Here is a 21,459-nt window from a genome sequence, read left to right on the forward strand (position 1 = left end):
TCAGGGAATGATCAGCCAGTCGGCGCCGACGGCGGCCACCAGGCCTGCTCCCAGCAGCCAGCTGCCGAGCCGGGTGCGGCCGTTCCTGCTGAGCTCGATCACCACGCCGCAGAGGATGAGAGCGAGCCCGTAGACCCCGACGACCAGGACCGACGAACGGCTGGCGATCCGGAGAGCCAGGACGACGGCCATCGCCGCCATGCCGACCGAGGAGAGAACGATCCGCAGCCGCCGCGCCTGACGCGGAGTGAGTCTCCGCTCCTGCGCAGCGGCCTCCGGTATCGCCGCGGGGCTCTCGTCCGGCTCGTGGTCCTGCTCTTGCCGGTGGTCCTGTTCCTGGTCCTGGTCAGAAGTGCTCATGACGCCGGATCGTAATGGCTGAGCACCGTCATGTTCGCCGGACCGGGGGATCCCGGGGCGATCAGGCGATCGACGCCGACACGATCGCGGACACCGCCAGGTTGCAGGCCGCCGTCACCCACACCGCCGGGTGCGGCTCCCGCTCCACCAGCGTGGCCCCCAGCTTTCCGGGCGTGACCAGGTCGACGACGAGGAAGGCCACCGCCATCATGATCAGACCGAGCAGCCCGAACGCGGCCGTCGAGGCGAGCCCCTTGCCGAAGTCCTCGTACGTCGTCCAGATCGACGTGAACACGATGCCGCCGATGCCCAGCAGCGCCGAGCTGAGGAGCAGCGCCGCGTTGCGGTTGCGCTCCTCCCATATCTGGCGGCCGAGCTTGCCCGGTGTCAGGGCGTCGATCAGAAATATGCCGAGAACGAGCAGTACGACGCCGAGGGCCCCGTACGCGGTGGCACGGCCGAGGCCGTTGATGATGTCGGTCATCGGGGCGTCCGTCTCCTGAGCGAGTGGTCGAAGAATGGAACGTGAATGTGACCGGCGTGGTCGACACGCCGTCAAGAAGTAGCAAAACCTACCGCATTCGTGTCCTCAGTACCCGGGCCGGTCTCCTCGCCGCAACCAGGGCGCCTCCGCGGCCGCGTCCACGGCCGGAGCGTCCTTCTGGCGACCGGTGGCCCCGTCCGTGCCCTCGGGCCCGGAGGGATCCACCCGGTCCGCCAGCTCCCGCGCCCAGCCGATCAGCCCGTCCACACCGATCCCGTACGGATCCGCCGCCCGGAGCCCGTCGACGGCAGCGGCGCCCCGCCTCAACAGCCGCGCCCCGCCCGCCGTGTTGCCCCGAGCGGCATGGGTCAGCCCCACCGCCATCTGCGCGAGGCCCCGCCACAGCTCGCGCTCCGCGTCCGGCCCCGACTTCCAGGCGTCCTCGAACACCTCATGGGCGTGGAACGGCATGCCCGCGTCCAACAGCCGCTGGGCCTCGCGCACCGTCTCGTCGGGGGAGCGCACCACACCCTCGGGCTGCCGCTCCACCCCCGGAGCCCCGTAGGGCAGGGGGCGCCCCAGTCCGTCCCGGGGGCGCGCATTGCGCGCCCGCCCTTCCTCGTCGCGGTCCCTGCGAGATTCGTCCACCCCCCGATTGTGCCTCGCACCTGCGAAGAACCGCGGGAACCCTGTCCGCCCGCACCCGCGCACGGCTAGGCTCTGTGCTCTTCGCAACCACCCTGGGAAGGGGAGGCATGAAGCCGTCCCGGCCGTTGTACGAGCGCGAACCGGAACTCGCCGCAGCCGCACAGGCGTTGGACGCCCTCTGCGGCGGACAAGCAGCCGGCGGCCTGCTGGTCTTCAGCGGAGAGGCCGGCATCGGCAAGACCGCGCTGCTCGGAGAGATCCAGACCATGGCAGCCGACCGCTGCACCATCTGGTCCGCGCGCGGCGGGGAGACGGTCACCTCGGTGCCGTTCCACGTCGTACGCCAGCTGCTCCAGCCCGCGCTGGTCCGGTTCCCCGCCGACGAGACCCGCGCCCTGTTCGGCGACTGGTTCGAGATCGCGGCACCCGCACTCGGCCTGGCCGATCCCAGCGGCCCGCAGCCCGACCCGCAGGGTGTCAGGGACGGCCTCGACTACGTCGTGTCCCGGCTCGCCTCCCGCCTCAGCCACCGGCCGCTGCTCCTCATAGTGGACGACGCGCACTGGGCCGACGGTGAATCGCTCGCCTGGCTCGCCGGCTTCACCGCACGGCTCTCCGAACTGCCCGTGCTGGTCGTCCAGGCACACCGCCCCCAGGAGCTCGCCGACCGCGACGCCGACTGGGCCATGGCCCGCACCCGGGAGAGCAGCACCGCCGCCCACCCGGCGCTGACCCGGGTCGCGTTGCGCGCGCTCACCCCCGAAGCCACCGCCGACCTGGTGCGCGCAGGCCTGGGTGACCACGCGGACGACCCCTTCTGCCGCGAGGTCTGGGCCGTCACCGGAGGCAACCCCTACGAGGCGGTCGAACTCGTCGCCAAGGCGCAGGACCGCGAGCTGGCACCGGTCGAGGAATCCGCCGGCCTCCTGCGCGAGCTCGGTGCCTCGGCCCGCGGCAGCGGGCTCGTCGCCCGCCTCGAGCGCCTGGGCACGAACGCCAACCGCTTCGCCTGGGCGGCGGCCGTGCTCGGCACCGAGATCTCCCAGGAGCTCGCCGCGACCCTGGCGGGAATGAGCTCGGCGGAGGCCGCCGACTGCACGGCCCGGCTGCGGGACGCCCGTATCGTCAGCGGCTTCGACCCGCTCGAATTCGTCCACCCGCTCATCGCCACCGCCGTCTACCGCTCGATCCCTCCGGCGACCCGCACCGCCATGCACGGACGGGCCGCCTGGGCGATCACCCAGGCCGGGCTCGGAGCGGCGGCGGCCTCCCGCCATCTGCTCGAAGTCCACCCGGACGACGACCAGGAGCTGGTCGCGCAGCTCCGTGAGGCAGCACGGCAGCACCTCGCCGTCGGCGCCCCGGAAGCCGCCAGGCGCTGTCTCGAACGCGCCCTGGACGAGCCACCGCGCCCCCCAGGACCGAGCGGCGCTGCTGTACGAACTGGGCTGCGCCACACTGCTCTCCTCGCCCGCCACCACGGTGCAGCACCTGCGCGCCGCGCTGGACACGCCTGGGCTCGACGGGACGCTCCGGATCGACGCCACCTTCCGGCTCGCCTCCGCCCTCTCCCACAACAACCAGCTCAAGGACGCGGCGCTCTCGCTGGCGGCCGAGGCCTCGCGAACGGCTCCCGGCCCCGGCCTGATGCGTCTGCAGGCCGCGCACTTCCTGTGGGAGGGCATGCAGGCCGCCGAGGACGACGGACCGGCACGGTCGGCCCGTCTCGCCCGCAACGCGGACCACCTCAAGGGCCGCGACAACGCCGAGCGCGCCCTGCTCACCCTGCGGGCCTTCGACGCCATGCTCCGCGGCGAGAACGCCCAGCTCGTCGTCGGCTTCTGCGAACGCGCCCTCGTCGACGGGAGGCCCGCACGCGGGCTCGGCTGGACCGACTCCGAATGGGGCTTCGAACTCCCCACCATGGTGGGCATCACCTACGCGTTCACCGACCAGCTCGACCGGGCGGAGGCACTCTTCGGTGAGGCCGTCCGTGCCTTCGAGATCTCGGGATGGAGCGGTGCGCACCTCGCGTTCGCCCACACCCTCCTGGGCCTCGTCCACCGCAGGCGCGGCCGTCTCGCCGAGGCCGAGGGCTTCCTGCGCGAGGGGCTGCGCCTGGCCGACCGGGCCGGCAGCGGACTACCCGTCCACTGGGACGCCGCCTGTCTCCTTGTCGACACCCTGCTCGCCCGAGGCCGGACGGCCGAGGCGCGGCTGGTCGCCGACCGGTACGATTTCGGCCCGCCGTACCCCAGCGCGATGGTCCTGCCGGACGCCCCGTGTGTACGCGGACGGCTGCTGCTGGCCGAAGGGCGCACGGAGGAGGCCGTGGCCGAGCTGGAGTCGGCGGGAGCGGCACTGGAGCCACGAGGCCGTTTCAACGGCGTCTGGGCGCCCTGGGCCGGGGATCTCGCCCGGGCCCTGGCCGACACCGACCCGGCCCGCGCCGCGCAGCTGGCCACCCGGGCGCGCGTCCACGCGGAACGCTTCGGCACGGACACGGCGATCGGTGAGGCCCTGCGCTGTGTGGCCCTGTTCGCACCGGAGGAGGAGGCCACCCACCTGCTGGCCGAGTCCGTACGCCACCTCGAGGCATCCTCGTCGGCGTACGAGCACGCCGTGGCCCGCTTCGAGTACGGCACCGCGATCCGCTCCCGGCAGGAGCTCGCCCGGGCAGAGAAGCTCGCCACCGCCTGCGGCGCCGAAGGACTGGCGAACCGCGCGCAGCAGGTAGGGGCGTCGATACGGTCCTCGGAGTGAGGTAATGTTTGTCCTGCGCGGTCACCCGGGATACCGGGGGAATCGCATCGGGACGTGGCGCAGCTTGGTAGCGCACTTGACTGGGGGTCAAGGGGTCGCAGGTTCAAATCCTGTCGTCCCGACTGGAGACAGTCGCAGGTGAGGGCCGGTTTCGGAGAAGTCCGAAACCGGCCCTCACCCATTCCCGGGGCCAGTTGGGTACCGGTGAGGCCATGGGCCCGCGGTCGACGCGCCACCGGCGGAAGTCCTGTCCGGGCAGGTGGGCCCCAGCGTCCCTGTCCGGAACCTGAAGGCGATCACGTCGATCTGGTCGTCGCCCGCCTGCAGCACCTCGTGCTGTCGGGGGCCACGCTGGAAGACGTGCTCATCCGCGAGGGCGCCCCTCCGCGTGACCGGGTCCGCAAGCTGTTCGACCAGCCGGTGCCGGACGCGGCTCCGGTGCGCGGAGGGCCGTTCATCGATGCCGCCGCGCCGACGGGGCGGCCAGCCGCGCCATGGTGCTGGACGAAGCGGACTACGGCGGGTACGCGCGGGCGGCGGCGGAAGTTCTGCTCGATCATGCTCTGCGGGGAACGAGCTGACGAGGAAGAAGCCGCACAGGCTCGGGCCGCAGCGGCCGTGGACGGCCGGAGGCGGCGAGCCCGCTCATCGGGCCGTCCCGGTGTGGTCCGCCAGCCAGCAGGCCAGTCTTTCGAGATACCCGGGCGCGAGACGGGTCGAGTCCCGCGCCTGCAAGCGGTGGTCGGCGCCGGGAAACACCTCAACCGTCAGCGTCGCCCGGGGAGAGCGGGCCGGATGACAGGCGGCGGCGGCGAACACGTGGACGCTGTCGGCGACCGGCACCGCCCTGTCCGCTCCGCCGAAGAACGCCAGATGCGGGCAGCGCAGCCCGACGAGATCCGCGGTCGGGTCATGGTCCTGTTTGCGTTTGAGGAAGGACCAGAGGTGTTCGTCCACGCCGGACCAGTAGTAAGCCAGCCCCGACGGGCCACCCGCTGCGTCGACGAGCTGTGTCGCCGTCAGGAAGTCGGCGTCGCGTCGGCCTGCGTCGGTCAGGCGGTCGTACAGGGCCAGGGTGCTGTCGATGTCCGGATGCCCCTCACCGTGCAGCTCCAGCAGGTGGTTGGCCAGCGCGTAGCGTTCCTGTACGGCCGGGCTCGTTCCCGGGCAGCTGTTGGTGACCACCCACGGCAGGCCGTCCCGCGCCGTAGAGGCGCGCAGGGCGAGCCAGCCGCCTTCGCTGTGGCCGAAAAGCCCTGCTGCTCCGGGCCGAATCCCGGGCTGGGCGCGGAGGAAGTCCAGCGCGGCGGCGGCGTCAGCGGCCAGATCGTCCATGGTTGCGGCGCGCCAGTCGCCGGTTGACCGGCCGACACCCCGTTTGTCGTACGACAACACGGCGAATCCGGCAGCCATCAACCGCTGCCGAAGCGGTGGGAAGTACCCGCCGTTGTCCATGTCTGACGGCCCGGACCCACCGACCAGGACGATGCCCGCGCCGGTGCGTCTCTCCGGCCCCGGCACTCCCAGGGAGCCGGAGAGCTTCACCGCCCCATGGGCGAACATGACGTCACGTACGCGCGCGGTCTCCATGACACCAGTCTCGTAGCCCGGCTCCCGCGCGTGGCGTTTCGCTCGGTCCGGGCCCACCGGGCGCCGGCGAACAGCGGTCTCGGACCGGGCTGGTGCCCGCGCCCGGTGACGCCGCCATCAGCCCGGAACAGCGGACCCGCCACTGAAATGGTCTCCACACCGTCACCGAATCTGCACAGCGAGCGGCTCGGTGCCGCCCCTGTGAACGCGGTGACTGCCACTAGGTTTATTTGCATTCCTGTTGCCCCTACTCGTCATATGTGTGACGTGGAGACCCTGTGATACCCACTTCTGACGCCGCGCCCGTATCCTCCGCCGGAGGCCGTCACCGAAAGGTCCAGCCCGTGAACAGAGCCGTCCGCCGGACGCTCGTCGCCGCGGTTCTCACCCCGGTCGCCGGCGCGGTCATGGCCGGTCAGTCCGCCTTCGCCGCCGACCAGCCGGTGGCGAGCAAAGAGAGCGTCAGCAGACTCGACTCCACCGACCAGAAGCTCGTGGACAACCTCGACGCCCGGTCCCAGGACAAGAACATCGGCACCACCTTCAGCGGGGTGGTGCTGGACGCCGAGTCCGACGAGGTGATCTGGGGGCATGACGCGAAGACCGCGCTGATGCCGGCGTCCAACACCAAGCTGGCCACCGCGACCGGCGCCCTGACCCTGCTCGGCCCCGACCACAAGTTCACGACCAAGGTGGTCTACGGCGACGGCACACTCACCCTGGTCGGTGGAGGCGACCGCACTCTGACGACCGCCGATCTCACCGAGCTCGCCAAGAGCGCGGCCGCGGGTCTGAAGAACGCCGGCCTCGACAAGGTGAAGGTCCGGATCGACGACAGTCTCTTCGCGGCGCCGACGCTCGCCGAGGGCTGGAACAGCAGCTACTACGACGACCAGATCGCCCCCGTGCGCTCCCTGGTGGTGGACGGGAAGCTCGTCCAGGACACCGCCATCGACGCGGGGAACGTCTTCGCCGCGCAACTCGCCGAACAGGGCATCGGCGTCACGGGGGACGTGACCCGCGGCCAGGCCGCTTCGACGGACTTCCCCGTGGCCGAGCACCGGTCGGCGGAGCTGTCCGTGATCGTCAAGCAGATGCTCAAGACCAGTGACAACGATATCGCCGAGACGCTGCTGCGGGTGACCGGACTCGCCTCCGGCCGAGCGGCCACCTACGAGGGCGGCACCGCGGCTGTGCGTGACGTCCTCACCGGCTGGTACGGGATCTCGGTGTCCAACTTCGAGATCCACGACGGCAGCGGGCTGTCCCGCTCCAACCGCATCACGGCCCAGACCGTCGCCGAGATCCTCGATCTCACCACCGACCCCCGGCACACCAAGCTGAAGTCCATCTCCGAGGGACTGCCGGTCGCCGGTGAGGCGGGCAGCACGCTCGGGCCCGAGTGGGGACGGTTCGACACCGCCAACTCGCAGTGTGCCGTGGGCCAGGTCTCGGGCAAGACCGGCACCCTGACGGGGGCCACCGCCCTGAGCGGGCTCACGCAGGGGAAGGACGGCCGCTGGAAGATCTTCTCCTTCATCGAGAACAACTCCACCGCGGACGGCGCCGCCATCAAGGACTCCCTGGACGGCCTCGCCGCCACCGTGAACGGCTGCTGGGCCTGACCCCCTGACCCGGTGACGCACGTGGAGGTGTCCTGCGAACCGCTGTGACGGAAGCTGTTGAAGCTTCCGGTACGCGCGATCGGCAGGGCACTTCCGCTGTGTGCCCCGGGGAAAACCCGGTGGCCCCCACGAACCACCTGAGTAGGGTGGGGCGATGCCCGAGCTGAAGCGGCTGCACGTCAGTCACGCCCCGGCGGTCCTGGCCTTCGAGTCGGCGAACCGCGCCTACTTCGCCGCAGCGGTCCCGGACCGCGGCGACGACTTCTTCGCCCGGTTCGACGAGAGGTACCACGCCTTGCTGGCCGAGCAGGAGGCGGGAGTCTGCGCCTTCCACGTGCTCGTCGCCGAGGACGGCGCGGTGGTCGGCAGGTTCAACCTGGTCGACATCGAGGACCACACCGCGGAGCTGGGCTACCGGGTCGCTCAGCACGTCACCGGCCGCGGCGTGGCGACCGCGACGGTCCGGGAGGTGTGCCGCCTGGCAGCGGCCGACCACGGGCTGCGCACCGTGCGGGCGGCCGCGACGCATCGGAACGTAGCGTCCAGGAAGGTGCTGACCGGAGCCGGCTTCGTCCCCGTCGGCCCCGCCGATCCGGCCCACATCGGCGGTGAGCCGGGCACCTGGTTCGAGCGCGACCTGATCGCTCCTGCCCCTACGCCGTGTCCCGGCCCGGCGGGGGCGTGAAGGCGTAGACGCGCTGCGCGGCACATCCCTGGCAGGTTCCGGCGAACCGGGAGACCGGGTGCTCGTCGGCCTGGACAGGACTGTTGCGCCAGGAGCAGCGGAACTCCCCGCATGCGCCCCTTTCAGCCACGCCGCGCTTCCGGAGGCATCGGGCGAGCCGCTGTTGCGACGGTCGTCGGCCGTACCGGACATGCCGGGCCCCCTCCGGAGAGATCAACTTCACGGCCGGCAACTCCGGCGCGACCGCCCCTGGCAGGCCGGTCAGAAGCCGTTGAAGAAGCCGTACAGACGACTGATCCGGCCGCCCTCGAAGAACGCCACGTCGTATCCGCTCACCGCCGGAGCCTCCCCCGTGGGGCCGACCTCCCACGAGAAGTGGACGGAGTCGTGGTGGGTCAGCACCGCGCCATGGGTGAAGAGCATCCCGCCGAAGTTCTTCCGCGAATCGCTGATGTACGTGTCGAGCGCCGCTGTGCTGTCGGCTTCGACCATCGGATCGACGTAGATGCCGTCCGGGGTGAAAACCTCGGCGAGCATGGCCCGCCGCACCTGGCCGTCCGACTCGTTCCAGACGGCGATGTACTTCTCGACCAGTTCCGTAACCGCACTGTTGTCCATGGATTACGACCCTATCGGCGGGCCTCCCGCCAGGTGGCGTTCCGCATCAACCGCTTGCCCCGGGACCGGCGAACCTGGCCCTGTGGAGGTCACGGAGCACCGCGATCTCGGCCATGTGGTGGATGAATTCGAGGTTGGCCCCCGCCAGCACGCTGACGAACGGGTCGTCGGGATCGGATCCGTAGGGGTACTGCGAGAGGCCGACCGTGTCGAGCTGGTCATCGGTGAGGGCGGCGACACTCCCGCGCCAGCGGTCGATCAGCGCCCAGAACCTTTCGAGCGCCAGCGCGGCGGAGGGGGTGAAGTCGACCAGCAGCTTCGGCTCCTCGCGGCGTTCGCCGAAGGTCCACTCCCATTGACCCGCCAGGCACGAATGCAGATGGCCCAGCCGCCACGCGATGGTGGTGACCGGCGTCTCGTCGGGCTCCGGCGCGCCGGTGTGCGCGAGGATCTGCTCCACCCGCTCGACGCTCACGCTCCAGTCGTCGGCGATCCTGGAGACGGTCATGCCGCCGGCGGCCTGCCGGGCGACCTCGGCGTACTCGTTCGCCGGGATGTCAGGGGCACCCTTGTCGAGAACCCACTCACCCCGCCCGTACGCCCGGGGAGTCGTGGCCTCACCCCGGGGCCGGACCGACCAGCAACCCGCCACCGGCTCCCACAGGTACTCCTCGTCACCGAGCCCTGTCAGCCGCACCTGGGCCATCTCCCTGGCCTGGTCGAACTGGGTGAGCAACAGGCCCAGCCGGTCGGTCCGCGCGCCCTCGGTCTCCACGTCCGGTCCCCTCGCCGTCATGTCCCGCAGCCCACCGGGCTCAGGCGGAAGTTAGCGGGTCATCCCGCGGGGCGCCACCGATTTCTCCGCCGCGAAGCTGGGCGTCCCTCGGTCAGGGGCGCGCCGCGAGTGCCGTGCGGATTTCCCCTACGAAGGGTTCCAGGTCGCCCGGATTGCGTGAGGTGATCAGTGTCCAGCCGCCGGCACCGTCCGTCACCACCGGCTCGTCCGTCCATTCGCCGCCCGCGTTACGGATGTCGGTCCGCAGCGACGCGTAGGAGGTCAGCCGCTTGCCCGTGAGGACGTCCGCCTCGACCACGGCCCAGGGGCCGTGGCAGATGGCCGCGACCGGGCGGCCGGAGTCCGTGAAGGAACGGACGATTGCGGTGGTGGCGCTCTGGAGCCGGAGTGTGTCGGCGTTCAGGGTGCCGCCCGGGATGAGCAGCAGGTCGTAGGCAGTGGGGTCGACGTCGTCCAGCGTGAGGTCGGGACGGACGCTCTTTCCCGGGTCCTTGTCACCGACCAGCGTGACGATGTCGTCCGTCGACACGGCCGCGACGTCGACCTGCACCCCCGCACCGCGGAGTTGGTCGACGGGCACCACGAGCTCGTCCTGTTCCACGCCGTAGTTGGTGACCACGGCCAGTACCTTGCGCTGCTTCTTGCCGTTGTCGGTCATCGGTTGTCACCTTTCCTGCGCGCGGTCCACCCGGTTGTGGCCCGCGATCGTGGCGTTCCCCTGATCGGCCGGGTCATGTGTCCCGAGGGCCCGGGCCCCATGACCTGCCGCTCAGGTCCCGTCGTCCTCCTTGATGTGGACCGCCGCCTCCTCGGCGGAGGCCGCGCCTCCGTCGATGCCGACGTCCCGGGCCAGCACCCTGTTGTTGCGCGTGGCCCCGGGTTCCTCGTCGGCGGCGGCAACGCGTCCGGCGCGCTCGGCCCCGGCGTCGTCCTCCTCCGGGCCGTTGTCCTCGGGCCCGTCGTCGGCCCCGCCGGCCAGCAGCGGGTCCTCCTCGGGCACCTCCTGCGCCAGGCGCCCGTCGAGGGACTCGCCCTCCCTCTGCTCCGCGCCGGTCGTGCCGTACTTGGAGACGCCCAGGGGCTTCTCCGGCGGGGAGTACCCGGTGTCCAGCGTGTCGTCGAGGTCGGGCTCGTCGATCACGTTCTCCGGGTCGAGGTCGTCCGTCGGACGGTTGTCCGCGTCCGAACCGTCCGGCTGGTAGACGTCGTCACCGCGTCCTTGTTCCGACATGGGGGCGCTCCTTCCGTCGAGGTATGCCGTACCCGCCGCCGACCGTACGGGGGCCGTGCGGCGTCGCCGCTCTCCTGCCCACCCGCGCGCATGTCAGTGATGCGGATTTCCGGGTGGCCGCCCGTCCTCCCGGGTGTGCGGTCCGACTGCCGGGCGGAGTGGAACCCCTGGTCAGGCCCGTCGCGTCCGTACCCCGTCGGCCCCGGCAGCTTATGACCGATCCCCGGCCGCTGCGACCGGGGCGGGCCGCCGGACCGCGGGAAGGCGACGGAAGACGGTGATCACGCCTGTACCGGCTCCGCAACACGTACGGGAACGTTTGTTCTAATCGCCGGGTAGGCTTGACCCATGTCCGTTCATCTCCAGGGTTCGCTGTTCGATCAGGCCGACCGCCCGCACCTGGGCCCGCTCACCGGTGTGCGCAGGACGGTCCTGGGTGACGGGGCGTGGATCGACCTGCTGCCGGGCTGGCTGAGCGGCGCCGACGAGCTCTTCGCCGGGCTCGCGGACAGGGTGCCCTGGCGGGCCGAGCGCCGGCAGATGTACGACCGCACCGTCGACGTGCCCCGGCTGCTCGCCTTCTACCGCTCCGAGGACGCATTGCCGGACTCCGTGCTGGACGAGGCCCGCGACGCGCTGTCCTCCCACTACGGCGACGAGCTGGGAGAGCCCTTCACCACGGCCGGGCTCTGCTACTACCGGGACGGGCGCGACAGCGTCGCCTGGCACGGCGACCTGACCGGACGCGGCTCGCACCAGGACACGATGGTCGCGATCCTCTCCCTCGGCGCCCCGCGCGATCTGCTCCTGCGTCCCTGCCGCGGCGGCGACACGGTGCGCCGGCCGCTGGGCCACGGCGACCTCATCGTCATGGGCGGCTCCTGCCAGCGCACCTGGCAGCACGCCGTCCCCAAGACCGCGCACGCCCGCGGGCCCCGGATCAGCGTGCAGTACCGCCCCCGAGGAGTGCGCTGACACGGGGGCGAAGGGTGGGACGGCAGCCGCGGAGGATGGCACTGCATGTCGGCCGGTGCTCAGGGCAGGCGCCTGTGGTGTGCAGGAAGCACTCCTACCGAAGGGACATACACATGCCGCAGGCGCAGCGCGAGAACATCTTCGTCGTCGGTCTCGACGACTCGAATCTGCCCATGCTCGAGGCCGTGCCGGACGCCGGCTCCTACCGGTTCCACCGTCTGCTGACCGTCAAGGAGCTGCAGGAGGGCGAGGTGTCGGTGCCCGCGCTGATGGACTGGGCCCGGGCTGTTCTCGACGCCCACGAAGGCAGCATCGACGCGATCGTCGGATACTGGGACTTCCCGGTGAGCACTCTCGTCCCGATGCTCGGCAAGGAGTACGGCGTGCGGACGACCAGCCTCGAATCCGTCGTCAAGTGCGAGCACAAGTACTGGAGCCGGCTCGAACAGCAGAAGGTCATCGACGAGTACCCGCGCTTCGGCCGCGTGGACCTGGAAACGGACGACCCGAAGCCCCCCGAGGGCGTGAACTTCCCCATGTGGCTCAAGCCGGCCCTCGCCTACTCGTCCGAGCTGGCGTACGGAGTCTCCGACATGGAGGAGTTCCGGGCGGCCGTCGACAAGATCCGGGCGGGCATAGGCCGGGTCGGCAGGCCCTTCGACTCCGTACTCGACCTTCTGGACCTCCCCCCGGAGATGCAGGACGTCGGAGGTCAGGTCTGCCTGGCCGAGGAGGCGATGACCGGGATCCAGGTGGCCGTCGAGGGCTACGTCCACGGGGGCAGGGCGACCGTCTACGGCGTACTGGACTCGATCAACTACCCGGCGTCCCCGTGCTTCCTCCGCCATCAGTACCCGAGCAGCCTCCCCGCCCCGGTGATCCAGAAGCTCCACGAGGTCAGCGAACGGACCATGGAGCAGATCGGGATGGACGAGGCCACCTTCAGCATCGAGTACTTCTACGACCCGAAGACCCAGGACATCAGCCTGCTGGAGATCAACCCCCGGCACTCGCAGTCCCACGCCGAACTCTTCGACTACGTCGACGGTGCGCCCAACCACCACCGCATGATCAGCCTCGCGCTGGGCCGCGACCCGGAACTCACCGGCGGCAAGGGCCCCTACGCCGTGGCCGCCAAGTGGTACTACCGCTGGTTCGGCGACGGCAAGGTGCACGAGGTGCCCACCCCCGAAAGGATCGCCGCGATCGAACGCGAGATTCCCGGAGTGCGTATCGACGTCGTGCCCGAGGAGGGGCAGAAGCTCTCCACCGTCTCCGGGCAGGACAGCTACAGCTACGAAGTGGCACACATCTTCACCGGAGGCGACGACGAGGAGGACCTGCGCGGCAAGTTCGACCGCTGCGTGGCCGCCCTCGGCCTGACCTTCGACGAGACGGAGCCGGGGAGCCGCGGTACGAAGACCAAGTGACCCGTCCGGTCCAGCACGACGAAAGGAGGTCGCACAGGCATGCGCCACGTCGACCAGTTGCCCTTCGCGATCCAGGAAGAGAAGCACGTCACGATCCCCATGGAGGACGGAGTCGAGCTTTCCGCACGGATCTGGCGTCCCACCGCGTCGGACGCGGAACCCGTGCCGGCCGTCCTGGAGTACATCCCGTACCGCAAGAACGACCTCACCTCCACGCGTGACGCCATCCACCACCCGTACATCGCCGGCCACGGATACGCGTGTGTGCGTGTCGACGTCCGGGGGACGGGCGAGTCGGAGGGGGTGCTGCTGGACGAGTACCTCGAACAGGAGCAGAGCGACGCGGAGTCGGTCCTCGCGTGGATCGCCGAGCAGCCCTGGTGCGACGGGAACACCGGGATGATGGGCATCTCCTGGGGCGCCTTCGCCGCCCTCCAGACAGCCGCCCGCAGGCCGCCGAGCCTGCGCGCGATCTGCATCGCGTCGTTCACCGACAACAGGTACGCGGACGACATGCACTACCTCGGCGGCGCGATGCTGTCCGACAACCTGGCCGAGGCCGGGACCATGTTCGCCTACGCCACCTGCCCGCCCGACCCGGCAGTCGTCGGGGAACGCTGGCGGGAGATGTGGCGGGAACGGCTCGACGCCGCGCGCCCCTGGGTCCTGGAGTGGCTGCGCCACCCGAACCGGGACGACTACTGGCGCCACGCGAGCCTGAGCGAGGACTACTCCGCCCTGCGCTGCCCGGTGCTCGCCTCCAGCGGCTGGGCCGACGGCTACTCCAACGCCGTGACCCGCCTGCTGAGCAACGTCGACGTGCCGCGCAAGGGACTGATCGGCCCCTGGTCGCACAAGCTGCCGCACCTCGGCGAGCCGGGGCCTGCCATCGGCTACCTCCAGGAGGTCGTGCGCTGGTGGGACCACTGGCTCAAGGGCATCGACAACGGCGTCATGGACGGCCCAATGTTGCAGGCCTGGATGCAGGAGAGCGTCCCGCCCTCGACCTCCTACGAGGAACGCCCCGGCCGGTGGGTCGGTGAGCCGTCCTGGCCCTCGCCGAACGTCGGCGAGGCCGTTCTCCCGCTGCGCGACGGCGGGCTGGGGAAGCCGGATGACCAGGAGAGCGAGGAGGACCGCGTCCACACGGTGCAGTCGCCGCTGTCCGTCGGCCAGTTCGCCGGCAAGTGGGCCTCGTACAACGCCCCGCCGGACCTGCCCTACGACCAGCGGGAGGAGGACGGCGGCTCGCTCGTCTTCCAGACCGCGCCGCTCGACGGACGTGTCGAGATCCTCGGTGCCCCCGTCGTCGTGGTGGAGGTGTCGGCGGACGCCCCGGTCGCGCAGCTGAACGTCAGGCTGTCCGACGTCGCACCGGACGGACGCTCCACCCGGGTGACGTACGGCGTGCTCAACCTGACCCACCGCGACAGCGAGGAATCCTCCGAGGCCCTGGAGCCGGGCAGGCGCTACCGCGTCCGCGTACCGCTCCACAGCGTCGCGCAGGCGTTCCCGCCCGGCCACCGCATCCGGCTGTCGCTGTCCACCTCGTACTGGCCGCTCGTGTGGCCGGCGCCCGGACCCACACTGCTGAGCGTGTACGAGAAGGGCAGCACCCTCACCCTGCCGGTCCGCCCCGACGACGTACCGGAGGACAAGGCCCTGCGCCCCTTCGGGGAGCCCGAGGGCTGCGCGCCCCCCGCCGTCACCCGGCTGAGCGAGCCGGAACAGGCGTGGACCGTGACCAGGGACCTGGTGGACTACCGGTCCGTGCTCGACATCGTGAAGGACCGTGGACTCCAGCGGTACGAGGACAACGGCATCGAGACCGGGCTGAGGGCCTGCGAGAAGTACAGCTGGGTCGGCGAGGACTTCGGGTCCGTGCGCGGTGAGTCGGCCTGGGAGATGCGCTTCCGCCGGGCCGGCTGGGACGTCCGGGTCGAGACACGCACCGTGCTGACCTCGGACGAAGAGGCCTTCCACGTGGACGCCACGCTGGACGGATACGAGGACGGGAACCGGGTGTTCTCCCGCACGTGGAACGAGCGGATCAGCAGGCAGCACGTCTGACCCGTCTCCGCGCGGACCGGCTGCCACGCCCCGAAGGACGCCTCCGAAGGAGTGACGGCTCGGCGCCCGGCGTGGCAGGCGGGTCCGGCGGCGGGAGGTATACGCATGCCCACGCGGCTCGGCGCGTCGAACTCACCCGCACGTCGGTCCGGTGACGAGCTACGTGTACAGGAGACAAGAAGTGACGGAGAGACCAGGACAGCAGCCCATCCCGGGCGCCCCCAGCAGCCTCCCCCCGTCGGAGGAGGAGCCGACAGAACCGCGCGAGCCGCTGCCGCCCAAGGACGACCAGAACGGCCCCGAGACGGTCAGCCCCACAGGTCAGCCCACCGGCGCCGAACCCGCCCGCAACGCGCAGAGCGGCTCCTACCTGACGACGGCGCAGGGGGCGCGGCTGTACGACACCGACCACTCCCTGAAGGCGGGTCCGCGTGGGCCGGTCCTGCTCCAGGACCACCACCTGCGGGAGAAGATCACCCACTTCGACCACGAACGCATCCCGGAGCGTGTGGTGCACGCGCGCGGCGCGGCGGCCCACGGCTTCTTCAGGGGGTACGGGTCCGCGTCGAAGATCTCCAAGGCGGCTTTCCTGGCGAGGGACGTGGAGACTCCGGTCTTCGTCCGGTTCTCCACCGTGCTCGGCTCACGCGGATCGGCCGACACCGTGCGCGACACCCGCGGCTTCGCCACCAAGTTCTACACGGAGGAAGGTGTCTTCGACCTCGTCGGGAACAACATCCCGGTCTTCTTCATCCAGGACGCCATCAAGTTCCCCGACGTCATCCACGCCGGGAAGCCACACCCGGACCGGGAGATCCCGCAGGCGCAGAGTGCCCACGACACGTTCTGGGACTTCGTGACCCTGCACTCCGAGGCCACGCACCACACGCTGTGGAACATGTCCGACCGCGGTATCCCGCGCTCGTTCCGCACGATGGAGGGCTTCGGCGTCCACACCTTCCGGCTCGTCGACGCCGAAGGGACCTCCACCCTGGTGAAGTTCCACTGGAAACCCAAGCTGGGTGTCCACTCCCAGGTCTGGGAGGAGGCCCAGATCGCGGGCGGTGTGGACCCGGACTTCCACCGCAGGGACCTCGCCGACGCCATCGAGGCCGGCGCCTACCCGCAGTGGGAGCTGGGTGTCCAGACCTTCCCGGACAACCCCGAGCAGATGTTCCAGGGGATCGATCTGCTGGATCCGACCAAGATCGTGCCGGAGGAGCTCGCACCGGTACAGCCGATCGGCCTGATGACGCTCGACGCCAACCCGTCGAACTTCTTCGCCGAGACGGAACAGGTCGCCTTCCATGTCGGCAACATGGTGCCGGGCATCGACCTCACCAACGACCCGCTGCTCCAGGGCCGCCTGTTCAGTTACGTCGACACCCAGCTCACCCGGCTCGGCGGCCCCAACTTCCCGCAACTGCCCATCAACCGGACCCACGCCCCGGTCAACGACATGCTGCGCGACGGCATGCACCAGACGGCGGTCCACCGGGGCGTCGCGCCGTACCGGCCCAACTCCCTGGACGGCGGCTGCCCGTTCCTGGCGGGTGCCGACACCGGGGCGTTCGTCGAGGTGCCGGCCGAGGTCGCCGCGAGCCGGAAGGTGCGCGAGGCCCCCGAGTCGTTCGACGACCACTTCAGCCAGCCCCGCCTCTTCTGGCTCAGCATGACTCCGGTGGAGCGTGAACACATCATCGCCGCGTACACCTTCGAGCTGGGCAAGTGCTACGAGCAGGCGATCAAGGAACGGGCGCTGAAGGTGCTCGCCCGCATCGACACCCAGCTGTGCGAGCAGGTGGCCGCCGGTCTGGGGCTGCCCGCACCCGACCCGGGCGGGCCGCTCGCGGACCCCACGCCGAGCCCCGCGCTGTCGCAGGTCGGCGGTGTCTGGCCGCTCGACGGCCGTGTCATCGGCATCGTCGCCGACAAGGACGCCGACCTCGACGGTGTCAGGGCGGTACGCGCCGCCGTCCAGGCCGCCGGCATGGTGCCGCTGGTCATCGCACCCGCCGGGGGAGTCCTCGACGCGGACGGCGACCCGGTCACCGTCCAGCGCACCTACGCCACCGCCCGTTCCGTCGAGTTCGACGCCGTCCTGCTCGCCGGCGCCCCCGGAGCGGGAGCCGACGCGATCGGTGCGCGGGACGCCAAGGCGGGCGCGGCCGGCACCGCCGTCGATCCCCGGGTGCTCCTGCTGCTGAACGAGGCGTACCGGCATGCCAAGGCGATCGGGACATGGGCGGGCGGAGACGCGGCCCTGGTCTCCGCCGGCGTGACCGCGGACGCGCCGGGTGTGGTCGTCGCCGGTACCGGCGAGGAGGTGCTGGAAGAGGTCAAGCAGCTCCTCGGCAAGCACCGCGTCTGGGACCGCTTCCCCTCCACGGTCTGACACCGCACACCGCGAACACCGGCCGGAGGCGGCGCCCGGGAAACGGGCGCCGCCTCCGGCGCGTGCGGGGCCGCGGTCCGCGAGAAGGTAAGGTGACCCTAAGTCGCCGTACCTCGTACTTCGGAGCCTTCTCGTGATCACGTCAGTGCCGCCGCAGGACACCCCGCGCCGGCCGCCGCGAACCGCGCGCCCGGATGAGGTGCCGCGGCTCCGGAAGCCGGGAATCCGGCTGCCGGAGCCGGGGGAGACCGAGGACTTCTGGGCGGCCGTGGGCCGCAGCGGCACGCCTTTCGTCTCTCCGGACCCGCAGGGCAGCGCCGATCACCGGGCGGTGACGTTCCTCTGGCGCGGCACGGCCGACACCCGCGCCGTACAGGTGCTCCCCAACAAACTCGGCGATCCCCGCGCGCCCGAGGGCAACCTGATGGAGCGGGTGCCCGATACCGACGTCTGGCACTGGTCGCTGCGACTGCGGCACGACTGGCGGGGTACCTACGACTTCTACGTGGACGAGGGGGGCGGCCCGGAGCCCGGCACCGCCGACCACTGGCAGTGGCTGCGTACCCAGCGTCGGCACGACCCGCTCAACGGCCGTGCGCTGCCGCGCCGCTGGGGTGGTGAGCCGGTGTCCTACGCCGAACTCCCCGGGGCTCCCGGCGGGCAGGACTGGCAGCCGAGGCCGGACGTGTCCCGTGGCCGTGTGGCCGCCCACGAGGTGGCCACCGGGAAGCTGGGGGGCGGCACGCGCCGCGTCTGGCTCTACGAACCGCCCCTGGCTCCGGGGTACTCGGCCGAACTTCCCGTCCTCGTCCTCCTCGACGGCGAGCACTGGCAGCCGCAGCTCGGGCTCGCGCACCTGCTGGACAACCTGATCGCCGACGGCCGGATCCCGCCGCTCGTCGCCCTGCTGCCGGATTCCGTGGACGCCGGTACCAGGTGGGCGGACCTGACCTGCCGCCCGGAGTTCGCCGCCTTCCTCGCCGACGAACTGCTCCCCTGGGCGGCCGCCCGTCTCCCGGTCACCGACGACCCCGCCCGCACGGTCGTCGCCGGGCAGAGTCTGGGCGGCCTCTCGGCCGCTCATGCCGCGCTCTCCGCGCCCAGCCGCTTCGGCAACGTCCTCGCCCAGTCGGGCTCGTTCTGGTGGCCCGACGGACCGCGGGCACAGTGGCTCACGGACCGGATCGCGAGCGCCCCGCGCCTGCCCGTCCGCTTCTGGCTCTCCTTCGGTGAACAGGAGTGGGTCGCCCTCCCGGCCGCCAGGCGCCTGCGTGAGGTCCTGGAGACGGCCGGGTACGACGACGCCTCCTACCGGGAGTTCAACGGCGGCCACGACTATCTGTGCTGGCGTACGGAGCTGGCCGACGGCCTGGTGGACCTGCTGGGCCCTGCCGCCGGCTGAGGGTGGCCCCGAAGCGGCCTCCGGGAGGAACGGGCCGGGAGAGCCGTCCCGGTACACCGGCTGTCGGCGGTCTCGTCATGCCTGTCGGCCCGCAGGTATGCCCTCGTCGGTGTAGCGGGCGAATTCCCATGGGTCGTGTGCGGAGAAGACCTCCACCTCGTCACCGTGCTCGCGGACCAGTTCGCGCAGGCGGGCCTGGGTTCCGAGCCGCAGGTCGCGAGAGACCTGCGAGCTCGTCTGGACGATGTCGAGGAGAGGGTGGGTCTCCCTAGGTTCCCCGAGCTCGCGATGGTAGTAGTAGGCGTCGCCGCAGTGGAGGAGCCATCGGTCGCCGCCCTGTACGGCGATGCCGGTATGGCCGGTGGTGTGACCGCCGAGGGGGACGAGTCTGATCTCCTGCGGCAGCCCCTTCGGCTGCAGTGCGGTGAAGCCGTACCAAGGCTCTCCGGGATCGGAGTCGTAGGTGACCCAGCGGGGTTCGTGCGCCCAGTGAGCCGGTCGGTAGCGGAAGCTGGGTGCCTGGGAGAGTGCTGCGTCGAGTTCGCTCGCGAGCACATGGACGTGGGCGTCCGGAAAGTCAGGGAGGCCGCCGCTGTGGTCGACATCGAGGTGGGTCAGGATGACGTGGCGCACGTCGGACGGCGCAAAGCCCAGCCGGGCGATCTGACGGTGGGCCGTCTCCTCCTCGTCGAGCGCGGGTTGCGCCATCTCGGCCCAGTCGGAGCCGAGTGTGCCGCCCGGGTCCCGGACGTCACCGAGGCCCAGCCCGGTCTCGACCAGGACGAGGCCGGCGGTCTCGGTCTCCACCAGCAGGCAGTGGTTGACCGCGGGTGCGGGGCGGGGGCCCTCGTAGGTGGCTTCGATCGTCATGACCGATCCGCAGTTCAGGTGATGAATCCTCATGGCGACTAGGCTGCGACTTGAACCGCGCTTCAAGTCAAGGAGCTTTGATGGATGAATCACTGCTGGACATCGCCGAGGTCGCGCAACGGACCGGCCTCGCGCCTTCGGCCCTGCGGTTCTACGAGAAGAAAGGGCTGATCGCCGCCGCGGGCCGCAACGGCCTGCGCCGTACCTACCACCCGGACGTACTGGAGCGCCTGGCGCTGGTCACGTGCGCGCGCAGCGCCGGATTCTCGCTCGCCGAGATCGGCCGCTTCGTCGTGGCGCGGCCGGCCGACGCCGATCTGCGGGTCCGGATGGCCGCCAAGGCCCGTGACCTGGACGAGCAGGTCGGACGGCTCACGCGTCTGCGCGACAGTCTTGAGCACGCGGCCGTGTGCGAGCACGAGCCGATCGTCGACTGTCCCGACTTCAAGCGCGCCGTCGGCGACGTGCGCAGGCCGGCCGGCCTGCCCGCCGGCTGAGGCGCGGGCTCGGCGGCGGTCCGGGGGCACAAGCGCTCCACGGCGTCGTCCCGGCGTAGGTGTTCTCGCCGGGACGCGGCCGGTCACTCGCCGAGGGCCTCGGTCATCGTGTCGAGGTCGGCCAGGAGAGCCGGCAGCCGTCCCTCGGGAAGGCTCCTGATCATGCGTTCCTCGATGGCGTAGACGGCGCCCCGTGCCGCTCGCAGGCGCCGTTCCCCGGCCGGGGTCAGATGGGTGGGCAGGGCCCGCCCGTGGTCGGGGGTGAGCGGCCGGGTGATGAGGCCGGCTTCCTTCAGGCCGCGCAGGACGACATTGGCGGACTGCCGGGTGACGAAGGTGCCGCGGGCCAGGTCGGCGTTGGACAGGCCGGGCCTCTCGTCGAGGAGTTCGAGGCAGGAGTACTGCGGGACGGTGAGGTCGTGGGCGCGCAGGGCCTTGTCCATGGCGTTGCGCAGGGCGGCCGAGGCGCGTTTGAGGCGGTATCCGACGTGCTCGGTGACGTTTTGGGCCGGGTGGGGCGCGGGCACGGGCGCACGGTCTTCCATGTCAATATTTTGACATACCTGGGGGTGCTGCCTATGGTCAGGCATGTCAAAGTCCTGACATCGAAGCGAAGTATCGCCCAGGAGGAACCATGACCGCCACCGTCGAAGGCCCCGATTTCATCGCTCTCCAGGTCAAGGACGTGCCCGGCGCGGCCGCCTTCTTCGAGGAGCGGCTCGGGCTGCGCCGGGCCCCCGCCGCGCCGCCCGGTGCGGTCGTTTTCGCGACCACCCCGATCCCCTTCGCCGTCCGTGAGCCGCTGCCCGGCGTCGACCTGGACGGCGCCGGGCGCCCCGGTCTGGGGGTGGCGCTGTGGCTGCGGACCACGGACGCCGGCATGCTGCGCGAGCAGCTCGTGTCGGCGGGCACGGAGGACGTCACCCCGTTGCAGGACAGCCCGTTCGGGCCGGTTTTCTCCTTCACCGGGCCCGAGGGTTACCGGCTCACCGTCCACGGAGGCTGACTTCGCCCGCGGCG

Annotated in this window: 19 protein-coding genes, 1 tRNA gene and 1 pseudogene; 11 read left to right on the forward strand and 10 right to left on the reverse strand. The window is 71.0% G+C overall.

Annotation, left to right across the window (positions count from 1 at the left end; translation table 11 throughout):
* The 3 genes from ACIQM3_RS17045 to ACIQM3_RS17055 all read right to left on the reverse strand — a co-directional run bounded on the left by ACIQM3_RS17045 (nucleotide 1) and on the right by ACIQM3_RS17055 (nucleotide 1,492).
* Complete coding sequence (locus ACIQM3_RS17045) at nucleotides 1-360, reverse strand: hypothetical protein (RefSeq protein ID WP_401624593.1); 360 nt, start codon at nucleotides 358-360, stop codon at nucleotides 1-3.
* 61 nt (nucleotides 361-421) lie between these two features.
* Complete coding sequence (locus ACIQM3_RS17050; protein ID WP_356715627.1) at nucleotides 422-844, reverse strand: DUF350 domain-containing protein; 423 nt, start codon at nucleotides 842-844, stop codon at nucleotides 422-424.
* A gap of 105 nt (nucleotides 845-949) precedes the next feature.
* Nucleotides 950-1,492 carry a DUF309 domain-containing protein gene (locus ACIQM3_RS17055; RefSeq protein ID WP_401624595.1) on the reverse strand — a complete coding sequence of 181 codons (543 nt, stop codon included), beginning with the start codon at nucleotides 1,490-1,492 and terminating at the stop codon, nucleotides 950-952.
* A 107-nt stretch (nucleotides 1,493-1,599) separates the two neighbouring features.
* Here ACIQM3_RS17055 and ACIQM3_RS17060 point away from each other — a divergent pair.
* A pseudogene (locus ACIQM3_RS17060) lies at nucleotides 1,600-4,255 on the forward strand (ATP-binding protein).
* 48 nt (nucleotides 4,256-4,303) lie between these two features.
* A tRNA-Pro gene (locus tag ACIQM3_RS17065) sits at nucleotides 4,304-4,377 on the forward strand.
* Between the two features lie 523 nt (nucleotides 4,378-4,900).
* Here ACIQM3_RS17065 and ACIQM3_RS17070 read toward each other — a convergent pair.
* The gene (locus ACIQM3_RS17070) at nucleotides 4,901-5,845 is read right to left on the reverse strand and encodes an alpha/beta hydrolase family protein (protein ID WP_401624597.1); all 945 of its coding nucleotides are present in this window, start codon (nucleotides 5,843-5,845) and stop codon (nucleotides 4,901-4,903) included.
* A 344-nt stretch (nucleotides 5,846-6,189) separates the two neighbouring features.
* Between ACIQM3_RS17070 and dacB the strand changes: the two genes are divergently transcribed.
* Both dacB and ACIQM3_RS17080 read left to right on the forward strand, forming a co-directional pair.
* On the forward strand, nucleotides 6,190-7,470 hold the full coding sequence (gene dacB, locus ACIQM3_RS17075) for a D-alanyl-D-alanine carboxypeptidase/D-alanyl-D-alanine-endopeptidase (RefSeq protein ID WP_401624599.1): 1,281 nt from the start codon (nucleotides 6,190-6,192) through the stop codon (nucleotides 7,468-7,470).
* Between the two features lie 154 nt (nucleotides 7,471-7,624).
* On the forward strand, nucleotides 7,625-8,155 hold the full coding sequence (locus ACIQM3_RS17080) for a GNAT family N-acetyltransferase (RefSeq protein WP_401624601.1): 531 nt from the start codon (nucleotides 7,625-7,627) through the stop codon (nucleotides 8,153-8,155).
* A gap of 261 nt (nucleotides 8,156-8,416) precedes the next feature.
* Here ACIQM3_RS17080 and ACIQM3_RS17085 read toward each other — a convergent pair whose 3' ends face one another.
* From ACIQM3_RS17085 to ACIQM3_RS17100, 4 genes are all read right to left on the reverse strand, one after another.
* A complete protein-coding gene (locus ACIQM3_RS17085) occupies nucleotides 8,417-8,773 on the reverse strand; it encodes a nuclear transport factor 2 family protein (protein WP_401624603.1) in 357 nt (118 codons plus the stop codon).
* Between the two features lie 46 nt (nucleotides 8,774-8,819).
* Complete coding sequence (locus tag ACIQM3_RS17090) at nucleotides 8,820-9,548, reverse strand: DinB family protein (protein WP_401626429.1); 729 nt, start codon at nucleotides 9,546-9,548, stop codon at nucleotides 8,820-8,822.
* Between the two features lie 112 nt (nucleotides 9,549-9,660).
* Nucleotides 9,661-10,227, reverse strand: coding sequence for a DJ-1/PfpI/YhbO family deglycase/protease (locus tag ACIQM3_RS17095; RefSeq protein ID WP_401624605.1), 567 nt, complete (start codon nucleotides 10,225-10,227; stop codon nucleotides 9,661-9,663).
* 111 nt (nucleotides 10,228-10,338) lie between these two features.
* Nucleotides 10,339-10,800, reverse strand: a complete 462-nt coding sequence (locus tag ACIQM3_RS17100) for a DUF5709 domain-containing protein (protein WP_401624607.1) — start codon at nucleotides 10,798-10,800, stop codon at nucleotides 10,339-10,341.
* Between the two features lie 348 nt (nucleotides 10,801-11,148).
* On the opposite strand from ACIQM3_RS17100, the gene ACIQM3_RS17105 reads away from it, so the two are divergent.
* The 5 genes from ACIQM3_RS17105 (at nucleotide 11,149) to fes (ending at nucleotide 19,072) form a co-directional block, all read left to right on the forward strand.
* Complete coding sequence (locus ACIQM3_RS17105) at nucleotides 11,149-11,775, forward strand: alpha-ketoglutarate-dependent dioxygenase AlkB (protein ID WP_401624609.1); 627 nt, start codon at nucleotides 11,149-11,151, stop codon at nucleotides 11,773-11,775.
* A gap of 113 nt (nucleotides 11,776-11,888) precedes the next feature.
* Complete coding sequence (locus ACIQM3_RS17110) at nucleotides 11,889-13,205, forward strand: acetyl-CoA carboxylase biotin carboxylase subunit family protein (RefSeq protein ID WP_401624611.1); 1,317 nt, start codon at nucleotides 11,889-11,891, stop codon at nucleotides 13,203-13,205.
* Between the two features lie 39 nt (nucleotides 13,206-13,244).
* The gene (locus tag ACIQM3_RS17115) at nucleotides 13,245-15,275 is read left to right on the forward strand and encodes a CocE/NonD family hydrolase (RefSeq protein WP_401624613.1); all 2,031 of its coding nucleotides are present in this window, start codon (nucleotides 13,245-13,247) and stop codon (nucleotides 15,273-15,275) included.
* Nucleotides 15,276-15,456: 181 nt separating this feature from the next.
* Entirely contained in the window at nucleotides 15,457-17,670 is a 2,214-nt protein-coding gene (locus ACIQM3_RS17120; protein WP_401624615.1) for a catalase, read from the forward strand.
* Between the two features lie 133 nt (nucleotides 17,671-17,803).
* On the forward strand, nucleotides 17,804-19,072 hold the full coding sequence (fes, locus tag ACIQM3_RS17125; protein ID WP_401624616.1) for an enterochelin esterase: 1,269 nt from the start codon (nucleotides 17,804-17,806) through the stop codon (nucleotides 19,070-19,072).
* Nucleotides 19,073-19,147: 75 nt separating this feature from the next.
* On the opposite strand, the gene ACIQM3_RS17130 is transcribed toward fes, so the two are convergent.
* On the reverse strand, nucleotides 19,148-19,942 hold the full coding sequence (locus tag ACIQM3_RS17130; RefSeq protein ID WP_401624618.1) for an MBL fold metallo-hydrolase: 795 nt from the start codon (nucleotides 19,940-19,942) through the stop codon (nucleotides 19,148-19,150).
* Between the two features lie 80 nt (nucleotides 19,943-20,022).
* Between ACIQM3_RS17130 and ACIQM3_RS17135 the strand changes: the two genes are divergently transcribed.
* On the forward strand, nucleotides 20,023-20,439 hold the full coding sequence (locus tag ACIQM3_RS17135; protein WP_401624620.1) for a MerR family transcriptional regulator: 417 nt from the start codon (nucleotides 20,023-20,025) through the stop codon (nucleotides 20,437-20,439).
* Nucleotides 20,440-20,522: 83 nt separating this feature from the next.
* Here the strand turns inward: ACIQM3_RS17135 and ACIQM3_RS17140 are convergent, their stop codons facing one another.
* A complete protein-coding gene (locus ACIQM3_RS17140) occupies nucleotides 20,523-20,984 on the reverse strand; it encodes a MarR family winged helix-turn-helix transcriptional regulator (protein ID WP_401624622.1) in 462 nt (153 codons plus the stop codon).
* A gap of 89 nt (nucleotides 20,985-21,073) precedes the next feature.
* Between ACIQM3_RS17140 and ACIQM3_RS17145 the strand changes: the two genes are divergently transcribed.
* The gene (locus ACIQM3_RS17145; RefSeq protein ID WP_401624624.1) at nucleotides 21,074-21,445 is read left to right on the forward strand and encodes a VOC family protein; all 372 of its coding nucleotides are present in this window, start codon (nucleotides 21,074-21,076) and stop codon (nucleotides 21,443-21,445) included.
* Nucleotides 21,446-21,459: the final 14 nt, after the last annotated feature.

This window comes from Streptomyces sp. NPDC091271 (assembly GCF_044757505.1).
Lineage (GTDB): Bacteria > Actinomycetota > Actinomycetes > Streptomycetales > Streptomycetaceae > Streptomyces.